The sequence below is a fragment of the Chromobacterium haemolyticum genome (assembly GCF_002081825.1).
GTDB lineage: Bacteria > Pseudomonadota > Gammaproteobacteria > Burkholderiales > Chromobacteriaceae > Chromobacterium > Chromobacterium fluminis.
Map to the genome: position 1 here is coordinate 64,832 of NZ_MUKU01000022.1, position 15,517 is coordinate 80,348.

The window sequence follows — 15,517 nt, forward strand, 5'->3', positions numbered from 1 at the left end:
TTACGTCCTTTGCAGCAGAAACTGCGACACGCCGATGCGTCCCGCATCGAAACCCGCTTCGCAGTAGCACAGGTAAAGCCGCCACAGCCGAATGAAGGCCTCGTCGAAACCCTGGCCGCGAATGGCGTCCAGTTGGGTCTCGAAAGCCTCGCGCCAGCGGCGCAGCGTTTCCGCGTAGTCCGCGCCGAAATCGAGGCGCTTGTGGCTGGTCAGCCCGCTTTGATGCGCCGCGCGCTCAAAACGCTCGCGGCTGGGAAGCATGCCGCCGGGGAAGATAAAGGCCTGGATGAAATCGGTGCTGGCGCGGTAGGCCTCGAAACGCGATTCATCAATGGTGATGCTTTGCGCCAGCGCTTGGCCGCCCGGCTTCAGGCAGCGGCGCAGGGTGTCGAAATAGCCGCGCCAGTAACGCTCGCCCACCGCCTCGAACATTTCGATCGACACGATGGCGTCGTATTGGCCGCTCAGATCGCGGTAGTCGCGGTGTTCCAGTGTGACCCGCGGCTCCTTGGCCAGGCGGCGGCGCGCGAAGCTCAGTTGCGCGTCCGAGATGGTGATCCCGTGCACGGAGACGCCGAGACGGGCTGCGTGTTCGGCGAAGCCCCCCCAGCCGCAGCCGATTTCCAGCACCCGCATGCCGGGGCGTAGTTGCAGCTGTTCGCAGATGCGTTGGTACTTGCGCGCCTGCGCTTGGGCCAAGGGCTGGCTGTAGTCGCCGTCGAACCATGCGCTGGAGTAAGTCCAGCTGGGGTCCAGCCACAGCTTGTAAAAATCGTTGCCGATATCGTAATGGGCATGGATGTTGCGGCGGCTGCCGCGGCGGCTGCCGCGGCGGCTGTTGACGCGCAGGAGATGGCGCAGCCTGTGCCACAAACGCGCGGCCCAACGGCCCAGCGCCCCCAATTGCAAGGCGTCTTCATTGCGCAGCATCAGTTGCAGCAGCCCTGTCAGGTCCTGGCAGTCCAACCAGCCGTCGCGGTAGGCCTCGGCAAAGCCGATGTCGCCGCCGGACAGGATGCGGGCGCAGGCGCGCCAGTCCCGCAGCGTCAACTCCGCGCTGACGTGCGTTTGGGCCGCGCCAAACCATAAGGTCTCGCCATCTGGCGTGACCACTTTAAGGCTGCCGTGGCGCAATTGAGCCAGTATGGCGAGCAGCGCGCGCCCCGCCGCCGGAAACTTGGGGTGGGACAAGGAGAGGGGTTGGCTCGCGCTCATGGTTTCAGCTCCTGGCCACGGCTGAGGGCGGTGGCGGGGGGATGGGGTTTGCGGGAAAAGGGTACGCGCTTTAGCCAAAGCTTCAGCGCCTGCCAGTGAATGCGGGCGATGACGCCCAGGGTGAGCAGAGGCTGGCGCAGCAAGGCGGCCGCCGCTGTGGCCGAGCTCAAGGCGCGCAAGCGGCCGGATATCGAGGTGTGAAGCAGAGCGCCGTTGGCGTCGTGATAATCGATCCGCGTCAGCGCGCGGCCCGCTTGTTCCACGAAGCGGAATCGATAATGGCCTTCCACTTGGCAAAACGGGGAGACATGCAGCAGTTTGCGGCAGACCAACTGGCTGGAGGCGCTAATGGGCCCCCCGTCGGTTTGGCTGAGCAGATAGCTATGCCTTTCGCCAAAGGTGTTGTTCACCTCGGTCAGCACGGCGATCAACTGGCCAGAGGCGTTGTGGCAGTGCCAGAAATTAACCGGATTGAAAACGTAGCCGAACACGCGCGGGAAGGTTTGCAGCCAGACCTCGCCGTCGCAGGGAAGGCCGGCTTCGTCCAGGCGCGCGCGTATCCAGGGCAATAGCGGCGAGCCGTCGCGCGGGCCGTAGTCGCGTGTGCGCAGCGACAGCGGCCGGCGGCAGTCCACGCCAAACCATGGCCCGCGCATGTTTTCCAGCGCGGACAGCTTGAGCCGCAAGCAAAACACCGGGTAGACGAAGCGATTGGCGGCCGGGCGTAAGCGATGGTGCATCACGTGTCCGGTCAGCAGATAGGCTGTGCTCATGTCGGCAGCCTCGCCCAGGCGGGTGCCAGGCCAAAATCCTGTGCCACGCGCAAAGCCGATTTCAGGCCATCCTCATGAAAGCCGTAGCCAGTCCAGGCGCCAGTGAACCAGCAGCCGCGTCGCCCCTGGATTTCGGATAGCGCTTTTTGCGCGGCGATGGCGGCGTTGTCCAACAGCGGGTGTTCGTAATGGTAGCGGCCCAGCACCTTGGCCGGATCCGGCTCTTGTGTTGGATTAAGCGTGACCATCACCGGGGTGTCCACCGGCAGCGGCTGTAATCGGTTCAACAGATAGCTCACGCCCACGGCGCGTCCATCGTCTTTCCCGTCGGCCAAGAAGTTCCAGGCCGCCCAGGCGCGAGGGCTGCGCGGCAGCAAGGAGACATCGGAGTGCAGCACGGCCTCATTGGCTTGGTAGCGCACCGCGGATAGCAGCGACCGTTCGCGCTCGTCGGCATCGGCCAGCAGCGCCAGCGTTTGAGGGGCGTGGGTGGCGAATACCACGCTGTCGAAGCATGCCTCGCCATGCGCGGTCTGCACGCGCACTCGGCCATTTTCCCGACTGACGCGCAGTACCGGGGTGGACAGCCGAATATCATTCAAGCCGGCCGCGATTTTTTCCACATACTGGCGCGCGCCATCTCGCACCGTCCGCCACTGAGGCCGGTCGCTCAACTGCAAGAGGCCGTGATTGAGGCTGAAACGCAGAAAGGTTTCCGCGGGGAAAGACAGGATATCGCGGCAGGGGCTGGACCAGATGGCCGCGGCCATCGGCAGCAGATAGTGATCGCGGAAGCGTGCGCCATAGCGGTCCGTTTCAAGCAACTGGCCCAACGTGAGCGGTGATTCGACGGCCCGTTTCAGGTTGCGCGGCGCGGCGCGGTTGAACCGGACAATGTCGGCCAGCATGCCCCAAAATCCAGGCGACAACAGATTGCGGCGTTGGGCGAACACCGTGTCCAGATTACTGCCCGCCCATTCCAGCTTGCCTTGGTCCAGTGAAACGCTGAATGACATGTCGCTGGGGTGGCTGACGATGCCCAGCTCGGCAAACAGCGCGATCAGCTTAGGGTAGGTGCGATCGTTGTACACCAGAAAGCCCGTGTCCACGGCAAAGCGGACGCCACCTACCGTGATGTCCACGGTATGGGCGTGGCCTCCCAGGTAATCGCCAGCCTCGAATAGGGTGATGTTGTGACCGCGGGCCAAAAAGTGCGCGCAGGCCAAACCGGAGATGCCGGCGCCAATGACGGCGATGTGTTGTCGCTGCTGAGTATTCACCGATGCGTCCTATGGGCGTATGGGTTGAGCGGGTTAACTTGGCAGCCGCTGGGCGGTGCTTTATATTCAGGATATAACCGGTTTGGAAAAAATGCTACCAATCAGTAAAAGGTGTTACCAATGGGTATTTTAGGCAGGCTCAGCTTCAAAGATCAGGCTTTCAAGCTGCGCGAACAGGCGGTGTTGGACGCGACGACGCGCATGCTGGCGAGCAAGGGCTTCGACCTGATGACCATGGACGATGTGGCAAACGAAGCGGGCATTTCCAAACCCAGCCTGTACAAGCATTTCAAATCCAAGGATGAACTGGCCACCGAGGTGATGATCCGTTTACTGGACGATGCTCTGCACTATTTGGCGCAACAAGACGCAAGGCTGAGCCCGCTGGCCCGCCTGCGTGATCTCTTGGCCTGGGCGTTAAGGGTTCGGCTTGCTGGCGGGTTGCCTTTCTTGCCGTCAGCCAGCCCGCAAGTACGCGGCATGTTGACGCGCAGCATGACTTACGTTGGCCGGGTCATTAAGTTGCATAAGACCTTGCAAGGCATTGTTGAGCAGGCCAAGAAGCAAGGCGAACTGAAGGCGGAGATGCCAACGGATGTGATTCTTTTCAGCTACTACTCTCGAACCTGTGATCCCGCGGTGGAGTATCTGCGCGTGTATGGGAAATACCAAGATGAAGACATCATCACGCACATGCTGCAGGTGTGTTTTGAAGGGATGTCCGCTGGCGCCGGGGCGGCGCAATCGAACTCTTGAAGCATGGTGTCTATACGCCGATTCATAACTGCGCATGGTTTGGCGGGATTGTGTGGAATGTAATGATGCAAGAGGAGCATGTGTTTGCGCAGCCATTCGATGGCGCCGCGCATGCCAATGCGTGGGGCATGCCCTTCATGAAAGCGGTGAAGTCCATTTATGAACCGGGAATGATTGCCGAAGGGCTTAAAAAGGCCGGCAGTCGTTAAGGCGGCCGCGTTTGCGCGGCGCCGGTTCTTGACGTACAGCGCCCCAAGGAACACGGGCGCTTCTTGGGGCCTCAGCCTACACCAAGTGGTTAATGCAACTTAAGCCCTGACACAGGCGTTGCAGCACCGGCTCCAACAGCGCCGCGGCGTCCTCGCTGCTCAACAGCAAGGGTTCGTCTCGGCGTTGCAGCAGAGTCAGGATGGCTTGCAGACTGATATGGGCTGCGCGGATGTCGATCAAGCCTTGCATCAGGCGGGCGTCCATCTCTGCGCATTGCTGGGCCAATTGCTGGCCCAAGTGTGGCAATGTGGCCTGATCCTGGGTGTCGAACAGCTTCTGGTTCAACAGCTTTAATTGCTCCATGGCGGGCAAGGCAGTATTCATCGCGGTATTCCCTTGGCTTGACCAACTTGAATTAGAAGTTGATAGCGGTTTTTAGGCCCACTACCCAGGCGTCGGAAGTTTGGGCAATGCCGCCGGGGCGTCCCCAATATTGGATCAGGGGCTGTATCTCCAGCCACGGGGTTGCTTTGAAGCGGTAATACAATTCGGCATTCACGGAAGACTCCGGCAGCGGCGCGTAACGAGGATCGCTGTAGTCCTCGGCTTCGTTTTGCTGGTTCAGGAAGTTTTGGCCACGGCGAAAATTGGCGCTGCCTTGCATTTTGGCTACGCCTAGCGCCAGCCAGTCGTTTGGCCGAGCGTCGAAGGGGCCGCGATAACGCAATGCCAGAGAGCTGGAATAACGCGACTTATTGCTGCGCTGGTCCGCCAAGCCCAGGCTCCAGGACATACTTAGGCCACGATTAACGTTATCGGCATGGCGGGTCAGCTGTTGGTTGAAGCCGGTATACAAGAACCACGTGTTGCGGTACTGGCGATAGCCCGCTGGATCAACGGGGCCGGGGCTGCCGGACTGACCAAGATAGAGGTCGGTTTGCTTGGCATTGGTGTACAGCAGACCCAGGCTGTAAATGCCCGGCAGCCCGAAGCGCCGGGTGCGCCACTCGGCTTCCAGCGGCAGCAGAATGCCCCGGTTGCCGTCGGTGGATACGCTCCAGGCGTGGCTGCGCGACGGCGCTTGCGGGTTTTGCTCCAGCAGGCCGGTCAAGAGGGTTAGCTCCGGCGTGAGCCGATACTGCACAGTGCTGCCCCAGTAATGAACATTCCAGTTATACCAGGTGCCTGAGTCCGCCGATTTGCCGCCGCACAGGCTAAGCATCTGGAAGTCGCAGGGAATGATCTGGTCAAAGTCTTGCACCTTGTTCATCAGCCCAATCCGCCACTGCAACTTGCCGTCGAGAAAGCTTCTCCTGAAATTCAGCCAGCCCAGCCGGGTAATGGATTGGCCGCCCCAGCTTTCCTGCGCCAGGTCGTTGAAGCCGACGCGGGTATCTTGCAGCCGCGTGCTAGTCAGGTTGTTGTCATGGTTGCGGTTGACGATATTGCCCTCAATCGCGGCATCGGGAATGCCAGTCAGCATTTCCAGGTTTTGGGTGAAGGTCAGGGAAAACTGGTCGATGTATTCGGCTTTCTTGTCCGTGTTGTAACCGCCTTTGGCGTTGTAGGCGGTTTGGCTGATATGGGCCAATTGGTACTCAAAGCCAAAGGCCTGCAAGGCCTGGCGCAGTCCAAGGCGGCGGCTGAGCAAGTCGCCGGCCTGCGATTCGAAGCCTAGCACCGTGCCATTCCATGCGGGGATGTCATCGCGGCCGCTATCGGCTTGCGCGATGGCCGGGCTTAGCAAAACGCCCAAGGTCAGGCCCAAGGCCAGCAGGAAGGGACGCGGGTTGGTAGAGAACAGGGTAGGCATGTTTGTCTCCTGATGCTTCCGGCGTCGGCATAGGCGCAGGCAAAACTAGCCCCTGGCCTATGGCAGCGCCTGTTGTGGGTTTGGCCTGCCGCTGACAGGCCTAGGGATTCTTGCTGTGGGGTTTAACCGGCCGGCTTCAGCGTTTGCCCCCGGCTGCGGATCACGTCGCGATACCAGTAAAAGCTGTCCTTGCGCCGTCTCTCCAGGCTGCCATGGCCCTGGTCGTCCAGATCGACGTGAATGAAGCCGTAGCGCTTGGACATCTCCGCCTTGGAGGCGCTGACGAGATCAATCGGCCCCCAACTGGTGTAGCCGAGGAGGTCGACGCCATCGTCCAGGGCCTCGGCCACTTGGATCAGATGATCGTTGAGGTATTGGATGCGGTAGTCGTCATGAATGCGGCCGTCCGGCGTTACCTCATCACGCGCGCCCAGGCCGTTCTCCACGATAAAGAGCGGCTTCTGGTAGCGGTCGTAGAGCAGGTTGAGCAGGTAGCGCAGCCCTTGTGGGTCGATCTGCCAACCCCAGTCAGAGCTTGGCAGGTGAGGGTTGGGCACCATGCCCAGCACGCCGCCTGCCTGTTGGGCAAAGTCAGGGTTAGCGCTGGCGCAGCCGGACATGTAGTAGCTGAAGGAGATGAAGTCCACGGTGGTGCGCAGGTCCACTAAGTCGGACGCGTGGATGTCCAACTCAATGCCTTCCTCGCGGAAGAAGCGCTGCATATAGGCCGGATAAGCGCCTCGCGCCTGCACATCGCCCAAAAACAGCCAGTCGCGGTTGCGTTGCTGGCAAGCCAGCAGGTCTTCCGGCCGGCAGCTTAGCGGGTAGACGATATCGCCCAGCAGCATATTGCCGATCCGGGCATCCGGCACCAGCTCGTGGCAGGCTTTCACCGCGCGCGCGCTGGCCACCAATTGGTGATGGATGGCTTGGTAGATGGCTTGCTTGCCGCTGTCCGGCGGCAGGCCGACACCGGTAAACGGCGCGTGCAGCGCCATATTGATTTCATTGAAGGTCAGCCAGTATTTGGCCTTGTCGCGATAGCGGGCAAACACCGTGCGGGCGTAATGCTCGAAAAAGCCAATGGTCTGGCGGCTTGCCCAGCCGCTGTAACGCTGAGTCAGCGCGTAAGGCATTTCATAATGCGAGAGCGTGACCAGCGGCTGAATGCCGTGCTTGGCCATTTCGTCGAACAGGCGATCATAAAACGCCAGTCCGGCCTCGTTGGGCGCGTCCTCGTCGCCTTGCGGAAAGATGCGGCTCCAGGCGATGGACACACGCAGGCAGCTAAAGCCCATCTCGGCGAACAGGGTGATGTCTTCCGGATAGCGGTGGTAAAAATCGATGGCTTGGTCCTTGAGGCAGCTGTCGCTGGCCACGCGCTGGGCGATAGGGCCAAAAATCCCCTGCGGCAGCACGTCCGAGGTGGACAGGCCTTTGCCATCGGCCAGGTAAGCGCCTTCCACCTGATTGGCGGCCAAGGCGCCGCCCCATAAAAAATCAGCGGGAAACAATGTCATCTCTCATCTCCTGATACTGTGGTTAACGGCTGACGGTCAGTAGGGGAGCCAACTCCTCTACCTCGGCCGTGGGGATGGACTGCACTTGCGTACAGCCGGGGTTGCAGATCAGCACTAGGCTGGTCATATCGAAGCCGGCCTCGGCAATCGCGGCGCGGTCAAACTCCAACAGCAGATCACCCTCTGAGATCAAGTCTCCCGTCCGTACATGGGCATTGAAGTGGCGGCCATCGAGCTTGACGGTATTGATGCCGACATGGATCAGCATTTCGGTGCCGTCGTCCGCGACGAGCGCCAGGGCGTGGCAAGATTGGAAGAGGGATTTGACGTGGCCGTTGAACGGCGCCACCACCCGCCCGCTATGCGGCAGGATGGCCACGCCATTGCCCAGCACGCCGCTGGCGAAGGCGGGGTCCGGCACCGTGTTGAGCGCCTGAGTCTGGCCGTGGATAGGGGACAGAACTTGGTAAGCCGATGTCGCCCCGGCTACAACCGGGGCCTCTTCCGCCGCCGTCGAGGCAAGGCCAGCCGTAGCTTTGGGTTGGCCGAAAAAGAAGGTGAGCAGCGCGGCGAGGCCGGCTGCCAGCAGGCTGCCGACAATGGCGCCCCAGACGGTGAAATCGACTCCGCTGGAAGGAATCAGCTGGGAGAAGGTAAAAATGCTGGGTAGGCTGGGCGAATAGACGCGGCTGCGTGCGTAACCCAGGATCAAGCCTCCCAAGGCACCGCTGACGCAGCCAAAGAGGAAGGGGCGTTTTGCCGGCAAGGTCACGCCATAAATGGCGGGCTCCGTAATGCCGAATAAACCGGAGCTCAGCGCTGAGCCCGCTAATGACTTCATGCGCGTATCGCGGGTGCGTAGGAAAACCCCCAGCGTAGCGCCCACTTGCCCCATTACCGCCGGAAGCAGCAGCGCGCCCATGGTGTCGTAACCCAGCAGAGCCAAGTTGTTGTACATCAGCGGCACCAGGCCCCAATGCAGGCCAAAGATCACCAGAACCTGCCACAAGCCACCCAGCGCCGCGCCGGCCAGCATCGGAGCCAAGTCATATAGGATTTGAAAACCATCCGCCAGCAAGCGTCCCAGCCATGTAGCGGCCGGGCCGATCAGCAGGAAGGTCAAGGGTAAGATCAGGCTCAAGCACAGCAGCGGGGTCAGGAAGTTTTTGATGGCGGCGGGCAGGATTCGGTTGCAGCGGGCTTCAAGATGGCTGCTGGCCCAAGCGGCGAGAATGATGGGGATCACCGAAGAACTGTAATTGATGAAGACGATGGGAATGCCGGCAAAGTCCAAGGACGGTGCACCCGTTTGCTGCGCGGCATTAAAGGCCGCGATGGACAGCGGGTGAGTGAGCGCGCCGCCCAGGGCCATCGCCGTGAAAGGGTTGCCGCCAAACTTCTTGCCGGCGGTATACCCCAAGGCCAGTGGGAAGAAGTAAAACAAAGCATCGCTGGCCACAAACAACAGTAAATAGGTGCCGCCGGTTTCGCTCATCCATTCATTCACCAGCGCCAGCGACAGCAAGCCTTTCAGGATGCCGGAGGCGGCCAGGATGCCGAGGGTGGGCGTAAAAATAGCGGAGACCACGTCAATGAAACGGCTTAGCAGCCCCTCTTTCTTGGTCCCGCCCGCTAGCGGAGCCTCATCGTCCAGATCAATGACTTGGCAAATGGCCTGATAGACCTCCGCCACCCGGTTTCCAATCACCACCTGGAATTGCCCGCCGCTCTCCAGCACCATCAGAATATCGGGCAGATTGTTCAAGGTTTCCGCATGGGCCCGCCCGGAATCGCGCAACTTGAAGCGCAGCCGGGTGGCGCAATGCACCAGGCTCAGAATATTGTCCTTGCCGCCAACTTCCGCGACGATTTGTTTGGCGAGTTTGTCCATTGTTTTCCTCCCTGCGGCGAGCGAATGCTCAAAAAAAAACCCGGCCACGCCCACCCGCAATTGGGAAAGCGTGGCCAGGTTTTGCCTGTTCTAGACAGTAACAACCCTGTTGATGCCTTGGCTGGTCAAACCGGCCTATGAATAAAGATCAGGCTTATAGACGGCTGATATGGATGGCGAGGAACATCATCTCGTCCAACCCAAGCTCCTTCTGGTACTGCTCCCAAATAAAGCCGCCAACGCTTTCCGCGCTGCGCCATGCCTGCGGATAGCTTGCCTTCACCGCCGCATGCAAAGCGGGGTCTCCCGCGGGTAATTGCTGCTGCGACAACACGCGTTGCGCAAAAAACTTTAGGTGAGCAATGAAGCGGTGGTAGTTCAACGCTTGCTCGTCAAGTGGATGCCCTTGCTGGTAGGTGACGATCCGCAGAACCTGTTGCATCAACTGGGTAATGGCTTGCATTTCAGAGGCTTCGCCATTCAATTGGGCATTCGCCAAATGCCAGGCAATGAAACCCGCCTCATCCTCTGGCAGGCTCAGCCCCAGCCGCTGTTGGATCAGCGTCAGCGCTTGCAGGCCAATGGCGAATTCTCTCGGGTAGAGCCTGCGCATTTCCCATTGCAGCGCATTGTGGAGGGTAATGCCCTGGCGCTGGCGTTCAATCGCGAAATGGCAGTGATCCAGCAGCGCCAGATAAACCTCCTCGGGCAGTCTGCCCAATTGTTTTTTCGCCAGCTTGAGGATGTCGGCGCAGACTGCCATCACCTCCGCGGGAATGCCGCTCAAGACCTCGCTCAAGCGGGAAGTGAGTTCATGGTTTTGCAAGGCGAAGAGTTTTTCGATCCGGGCCGGGTCCAGCGCGTCTCCCGGGCGCTTTTGGAACCCCAGGCCGCAACCCATGGCCACCAGCTCATGCTGGTGTTCATCCAACACGAGGGCAGCATTGTTATTCAAGATTTTGCTGATTTTCATAGCGCACACCCTGAAAACAAAAAAACCTGACGGCTTGGCCTCAGCCAAGTCATCAGGTTTTGCCTGCTTGCGCAGTAACAATCCTTGAGCACAAACATCTGGTTTGACGACGCAGGAGCAAAGCCACCGCTTCGATCCACTGCGTTGCCAACGGATGAAACCATAGGGCAGTAAAAAATACAACTTAATTTGTTAAAAATAGATCGCTTCGAAATTGGCGGGTACGGACGCCGGGCAGGAGGGGCCATTGGGGTTGGTTTTGCTGCAGTGGCGAAAAAGTGGGAAGGCGTCATTGCGGTCTCCAAGTCAGCGTTGGAAACCTGCCGTTCGGCGGGCAGGGAACGGCGTCGGGGCAAAGGCTTTGCAACTGGCTGGCGCAATCGTCCAGCACCGCGGAGGCGGCACAGGCCAGATGCTGCAAACGGGGCTGATGTGTCTGTGCGGCGTGGGATTGGAAAGCGTCAAGCGCGTGACGCAGGGTGGCGAGGCAGTTCAAGGCCAGGGCGCAGGCGGCCAGGGTTGAGGGTGGCGGGGGTGCAGGACTGCGGAAGGGAGTCATTGCATGCCTCTTTGTGAGTTTTAGGTTTACTTTTTAATGAATTCTACTCTGTACGTAGTTATTGTAAACAGTGTGCGTTGATTAAATGAGGAGAAAGTACACGCAGAGTAGAAAAGTGGACACGAAAATCAAGATTGGTAGGCAAGTTCAGATTTTGCGAAAGCGCAAAGGTCTGTCCCAAGATGCTTTGGCTGAGATGGTGGGCATTGACGCCAAGTCGCTGAGCCGCATAGAGCGTGGCGCGCATTACCCCGCCATTGAGACGCTAGAGCGGTTGGCCAATGCTATGAAGCTGGAACTGAAGGATTTCTTCGATTTCGACGGCCGCCCCTCCGTGGAGGAGATGCGAAGTCAGATTATGCGTAGCGCGCAAGCTGCTGGCGCTGACGAGGTGGAACGCATGGCTGCTGCGTTGCATTCCATTTTTTCATCAGGCGAAAAATAATCCTTCAAGGTGAAGGCCTAGTCCTTGAGCCATGGTTATACCCTCGTTACGGCACGAAAGCGTACGCTCAACCAAGCTGAAGATCGTTGCGCAAAATGCAATTTGTCCAGGTTTGGGATGTGCAAGGCCAAACCAATACTAAAGACGGTCCTGTACTTTGGTCCAGGTTTACCGGACGTAAGACCAAGCTAGCTTGTTGAGGCTTGCATAACATCATAAGCTTCCTGCCCTGATTGAGTTCAATGGCATACCCTCTCTCGAGGGTATTTTTATTTGGGAGTCTGATGGATATGGATGCGCTGCTGGCTAGTTTTGCTTCCGTCTTTGGCCAAGACCGACGGGTATTGACCTTGAAACTGGGTACGGGGCAAATCGCTGCTGAGCAACTGCTGCCGCTGAGCCTGCAGGCCGAAGAGGGCATTTCCCAGTCGTACCGTTATACGCTGACTTGCTTGTCACCAGATACCCATATTGAACTGAAGTTGTTGCTGGGCCAACCGGCGCGCATTGGCATTGAGAATGCAGACGGTGGCGAGTCCATCCGCTGTGGTGTGGTGAGCGAAGTCCGGTCTGTGGGGGCCGATGGTGGCTTTGCCAAGTACGAGCTGGTGGTGGAGCCGCCGTTCGCGTTGCTGCGCCATCGCCGTACCTCACGTGTGTTCCAGGATATGACGGTGCCGGACATTGTGCAGCAGATCCTGACCGAACATCAGCAAGGCAACCCTGTCTTCGTCCGAGTGCAAACTCTGGCCATTCAGGTGCAGCCGGCGCAGCCGCGCAGCTACACCCTACAATACCGCGAGAGCGACTTCGACTTCATTGCCCGTCTGTTGCATGAAGAGGGCTATGCTTGGCGTTTTGTACACCAGGATGACGATGGTCCTCAGGTGCGTCTGGTGGTGTTTGATGATGCTTACAGCTTGCCGGCCGCCTCGCTGGAGCGAGTGCGTTTCCACCGCAGCGATGCCACGGAAGAAGAAGATGGTCTTACCAGCTGGCAAGCAGCCCGTCAGATCGTGCCCGACTGCGTAGCGCTGGCTAGTTACGATTACAAGCTGGTCTACACCCAGCAGATTCAAGATGGTAGTCGCATCGAACAGGGCCAGAGCGGCCAATTGCTGCAGAGTAGCCTGACCCATTACGATGCGCCGGGCCTTTACTATGCTGGCGACGAAGAACAGCTTGGTCGCTACGCCCAACTGCGCCAGCAGGCCAATGATCTTCAGGCCAAGCAGTTCAGCGGTAGTGGTACAGTGCGCGGTCTGCAGCCAGGTGAGTGGTTCAGGTTGGACGACCACCCGGTACATGAAACTGATAGCCCGCAAGACCGTGAATTCGTAATTACCAGTCAAAGCTTTCTGGTACGAAACAATCTGCCGCAGGATCTGGCTCAACATGCTGGTGCCGTAAGCGAGGCTGAGCCGTTTACCACTTCCATCCAGGCCCAGCGGCGCGGCATCCCGCTGACGCCGGCCTATGCTGGTACTGAGCTGGCAAGGCCCAAATCGCGCGGTGTACAAACTGCTACCGTAGTCGGCCCAGTCGAACCAGCCGACCAAGTCACCGACGAAATCTACACCGATGACCAAGGTCGCATCAAGGTGCAATTCCATTGGCAAAGGCCTGAAGAACACGCACAGTTTGGTGCCAACTTCGACGATAAATCCTCGTGTTGGCTGCGCGTGGCTATGCCCAGCGCCGGTGTCGGTTTCGGCCATCAGTTTATCCCGCGTGTTGGCCAAGAAGTGCTGGTCAGCTTTATCGAAGGCGACATCGACCGACCGTTGGTCACCGGAGTGTTCTACAACGGCAGCCACTCGCCGCCCGATTTCAGCGGCGCTGGTAGCCTGCCGGCCAACAAGACGCTGTCCGGTATTAAATCGAAAGAACACCGGGGAGAGGGCTACAACGAGCTGCTATTTGACGACACCCCGGGGCAGGTTCGTGTCAAGCTGTCTAGCGAATTAGGCAAGACACAACTGAATCAGGGCTTCCTCACCCACCCGCGCAGCAATGGCAAAGCCCAGTCGCGTGGGGAAGGTTTTGAGCTGCGAACGGACCACCATGGCGCTATCCGTGCTGCACATGGCTTGCTGCTATCCTCCGAAGCGCAAAACGGCGCAGGTGGCAAACAACTGGCACGAGAACATGCGCAAAGCCAACTGCAATCCGCCGTCGCGCTGAGCCAGGCGCTGGCCGAAACCGCCACCGGCCAGCAGGCGGATACCATGGAAACTGGGCCAGACGGCATTGGCGACGACAACACCAAAAGCTGGAAGAAAGAAAAAGGTCATATCCAGCATCAGCTGGATGCCCTGACGGCTTGGGAAGCGGGTAGTAATACGGACAAAGACGGCAAAACTGCCAAAGAGCAAGAGGGCCAACAGCCGCTGCTGATTCTGTCTGGTGAGGCAGGCATCGCCAGCGTCACAGGGCAAAGCCAAACTCTCAGCGCGGAGCAGAATCTCAACCTGGTTGCCCAGCGAGATGCCAATCACACCACGGGCAGACGTTGGATTCACAACGTGGGCAAGAGCATCAGTCTATTTGTGGCTGGGGTTCAAGACACAATTGCTGTGAAGCTGATTGCCGCCAAGGGCAAGGTGCAGGTGCAGGCACAGAGCGATGCGATGGAGATCACTGCGGACAAGGACGTGACCATAACCGCTGCCAAGGGTTTCGTTCATGTTGCTGCTGATCAAGAGGTCTTGCTTACCAGTGGCGGCGCTTATATCCGTCTCAAGGGAGGGAACATCGAAGTACATGCGCCGGGCACGATCAGTGTCAAGGGTGCGCGCCATGAGTTTAGTGGTCCCGCTAGGCTTACAACCCCTGTTGGTTTACCTATTTTTCCCGAGCATGACGAAAGCCTGACTTTTGTTGATGAAGTGACCAAGAAGCCCTTAATGGGCAAACCTTACGAAGTGCATATGGAAAATGGATGGATATTCAAGGGTGTTACAGATGCTGAGGGCAAGACGGAGCGGATTAACACAGCTAGGCCGTTAAAGATCATTAAAGCTATTGTTCGGGATTGAATATTATGGCAACTGTTGCTCTAGCTAAAGAGAATATCAAGACAAATAAAACAGACCTCACTAAATCAACTGTTGTTGTGCCTGTGTGTCATGACTGTGGCTGTGATTACGGTGAAATTATAAGATGCACCAGGTATGGATCGACATACGGGCCTGTTTATGACGGGGAAATGCCAATTGATCAGTTTCCAGGCTGGGCAGGCATGGTGAAGAATGGCGAAGTTACCGAGTCAGAAAAACGCATAATTTTTATAATGTCTGCCAACGAAGGGAATTTAGATACGGTTCAAGCTTATGATAGTGAAACATTAACAGCAGGAGCAATGCAGAAAACAATAAATCCAAAAGGCTCTGGTGAATTTCCTGCGCAGGTTGCTGACTTTAAAGAGAAGCATCCGGATCTATACAAGTCTCTCTTTGAAAATTGTGGTTGGACGATAGAGGGGAACGGTCCCGCCACCCGTAAGATGTATTATAGTGATAAGGAATTAACTGGGGGTGCCAAGTTAACAGGTGAGGAGCTAAAAAAGCTGTTGCGTGACTCAGGTAAGTTTAACAAAAAAACTTATTCAAAAAAAGAAAATCAAGAATCCCGCCCGCTGGCAGCAATTATAAAAGCAATTAAGCACGAGTACTTTTTGGAGCATCAAGTTCGGGATTTTATAAAACGACTTAGGTTGGTAGTGAACTTAAAAATTACCGATGGGAAGATTGTTGGCAAGGTTTCTGATTATTTTAAATCTGATTTTGGTAGGGCAGTCGTACTTGATCAGCACGTAAACCGGCCTGGTTATGTGGAGGCGGATATAAAATCTGCAGTTCATGCTTACATAGCAAAACATCCTAATGTGAATCCAGACCCTGCTGCATGGGGGGGTAATCACACAAAAATAGAATCTGGTGTTTTGGAGATTTATTGATCTGCTCCCCTTAGGCCTTACCAATCAAAAGTAGAGAGAAGTCCGTCACTGAAGGAGAATGACGGACATGAAGAAGAGCAGATTCACCGAAGAACAGATCATTGGCTTTCTCAAGCAGGCCGAA

The 15,517-nt window shown here is 57.9% G+C and carries 13 protein-coding genes; 5 read left to right on the forward strand and 8 right to left on the reverse strand.

Annotated elements, in window-relative coordinates; all coding sequences use genetic code 11:
* From B0T39_RS16185 to B0T39_RS16195, 3 genes are read right to left on the reverse strand one after another with little or no spacing between them, the layout of a single operon-like run.
* Positions 1–1,215, reverse strand: a complete 1,215-nt coding sequence (locus B0T39_RS16185; RefSeq protein ID WP_081548345.1) for an SAM-dependent methyltransferase — start codon at positions 1,213–1,215, stop codon at positions 1–3.
* Entirely contained in the window at positions 1,212–1,988 is a 777-nt protein-coding gene (locus B0T39_RS16190; RefSeq protein WP_081548347.1) for a DUF1365 domain-containing protein, read from the reverse strand. The genes B0T39_RS16185 and B0T39_RS16190 overlap by 4 nt, the downstream gene beginning before the upstream one ends.
* Positions 1,985–3,268: an NAD(P)/FAD-dependent oxidoreductase gene (locus B0T39_RS16195; protein WP_081548349.1), complete on the reverse strand. Its 1,284-nt coding sequence runs from the start codon at positions 3,266–3,268 to the stop codon at positions 1,985–1,987. The genes B0T39_RS16190 and B0T39_RS16195 overlap by 4 nt, the downstream gene beginning before the upstream one ends.
* A 120-nt stretch (positions 3,269–3,388) precedes the next feature.
* Between B0T39_RS16195 and B0T39_RS16200 the strand changes: the two genes are divergently transcribed.
* Positions 3,389–4,024, forward strand: coding sequence for a TetR/AcrR family transcriptional regulator (locus B0T39_RS16200; protein WP_081548351.1), 636 nt, complete (start codon positions 3,389–3,391; stop codon positions 4,022–4,024).
* 62 nt (positions 4,025–4,086) lie between these two features.
* Entirely contained in the window at positions 4,087–4,233 is a 147-nt protein-coding gene (locus tag B0T39_RS25680; protein ID WP_161523865.1) for a hypothetical protein, read from the forward strand.
* Positions 4,234–4,309: 76 nt separating this feature from the next.
* On the opposite strand, the gene B0T39_RS16205 is transcribed toward B0T39_RS25680, so the two are convergent.
* The 5 genes from B0T39_RS16205 to licT all read right to left on the reverse strand — a co-directional run bounded on the left by B0T39_RS16205 (position 4,310) and on the right by licT (position 10,614).
* On the reverse strand, positions 4,310–4,618 hold the full coding sequence (locus tag B0T39_RS16205) for a DUF1484 family protein (protein WP_081548353.1): 309 nt from the start codon (positions 4,616–4,618) through the stop codon (positions 4,310–4,312).
* Between the two features lie 31 nt (positions 4,619–4,649).
* Positions 4,650–6,047: a carbohydrate porin gene (locus tag B0T39_RS16210; RefSeq protein ID WP_081548355.1), complete on the reverse strand. Its 1,398-nt coding sequence runs from the start codon at positions 6,045–6,047 to the stop codon at positions 4,650–4,652.
* Between the two features lie 122 nt (positions 6,048–6,169).
* Positions 6,170–7,567: a glycoside hydrolase family 1 protein gene (locus B0T39_RS16215; RefSeq protein WP_081548357.1), complete on the reverse strand. Its 1,398-nt coding sequence runs from the start codon at positions 7,565–7,567 to the stop codon at positions 6,170–6,172.
* A 22-nt stretch (positions 7,568–7,589) separates the two neighbouring features.
* Complete coding sequence (gene bglF / locus B0T39_RS16220) at positions 7,590–9,458, reverse strand: PTS beta-glucoside transporter subunit IIABC (protein ID WP_081548359.1); 1,869 nt, start codon at positions 9,456–9,458, stop codon at positions 7,590–7,592.
* 154 nt (positions 9,459–9,612) lie between these two features.
* Complete coding sequence (gene licT / locus B0T39_RS16225) at positions 9,613–10,614, reverse strand: BglG family transcription antiterminator LicT (protein ID WP_217806262.1); 1,002 nt, start codon at positions 10,612–10,614, stop codon at positions 9,613–9,615.
* A gap of 491 nt (positions 10,615–11,105) precedes the next feature.
* Between licT and B0T39_RS16230 the strand changes: the two genes are divergently transcribed.
* The 3 genes from B0T39_RS16230 to B0T39_RS25165 all read left to right on the forward strand — a co-directional run bounded on the left by B0T39_RS16230 (position 11,106) and on the right by B0T39_RS25165 (position 15,393).
* Positions 11,106–11,435 (forward strand): helix-turn-helix domain-containing protein, encoded by a 330-nt coding sequence (locus tag B0T39_RS16230; RefSeq protein WP_176219577.1) that lies wholly within the window; start codon positions 11,106–11,108, stop codon positions 11,433–11,435.
* 284 nt (positions 11,436–11,719) lie between these two features.
* A complete protein-coding gene (locus tag B0T39_RS16235; RefSeq protein ID WP_081548371.1) occupies positions 11,720–14,473 on the forward strand; it encodes a type VI secretion system Vgr family protein in 2,754 nt (917 codons plus the stop codon).
* A gap of 5 nt (positions 14,474–14,478) precedes the next feature.
* Positions 14,479–15,393, forward strand: a complete 915-nt coding sequence (locus B0T39_RS25165) for a calcium-binding protein (protein WP_141111263.1) — start codon at positions 14,479–14,481, stop codon at positions 15,391–15,393.
* The last annotated feature ends 124 nt before the right edge of the window (positions 15,394–15,517 follow it).

What these genes read in the sequence shown, in the direction of transcription:
- B0T39_RS16210 (WP_081548355.1), bottom strand. Translation starts at nt 6,047, where the DNA reads ATGCCTACCCTGTTCTCTACCAACCCGCGTCCCTTCCTGCTGGCCTTG.
- B0T39_RS16185 (WP_081548345.1), bottom strand. Translation starts at nt 1,215, where the DNA reads ATGAGCGCGAGCCAACCCCTCTCCTTGTCCCACCCCAAGTTTCCGGCG.
- bglF (WP_081548359.1), bottom strand. Translation starts at nt 9,458, where the DNA reads ATGGACAAACTCGCCAAACAAATCGTCGCGGAAGTTGGCGGCAAGGAC.
- B0T39_RS16215 (WP_081548357.1), bottom strand. Translation starts at nt 7,567, where the DNA reads ATGACATTGTTTCCCGCTGATTTTTTATGGGGCGGCGCCTTGGCCGCC.
- B0T39_RS16190 (WP_081548347.1), bottom strand. Translation starts at nt 1,988, where the DNA reads ATGAGCACAGCCTATCTGCTGACCGGACACGTGATGCACCATCGCTTA.
- B0T39_RS25165 (WP_141111263.1), top strand. Translation starts at nt 14,479, where the DNA reads ATGGCAACTGTTGCTCTAGCTAAAGAGAATATCAAGACAAATAAAACA.
- B0T39_RS16205 (WP_081548353.1), bottom strand. Translation starts at nt 4,618, where the DNA reads ATGAATACTGCCTTGCCCGCCATGGAGCAATTAAAGCTGTTGAACCAG.
- B0T39_RS16200 (WP_081548351.1), top strand. Translation starts at nt 3,389, where the DNA reads ATGGGTATTTTAGGCAGGCTCAGCTTCAAAGATCAGGCTTTCAAGCTG.
- B0T39_RS16235 (WP_081548371.1), top strand. Translation starts at nt 11,720, where the DNA reads ATGGATATGGATGCGCTGCTGGCTAGTTTTGCTTCCGTCTTTGGCCAA.
- B0T39_RS25680 (WP_161523865.1), top strand. Translation starts at nt 4,087, where the DNA reads ATGATGCAAGAGGAGCATGTGTTTGCGCAGCCATTCGATGGCGCCGCG.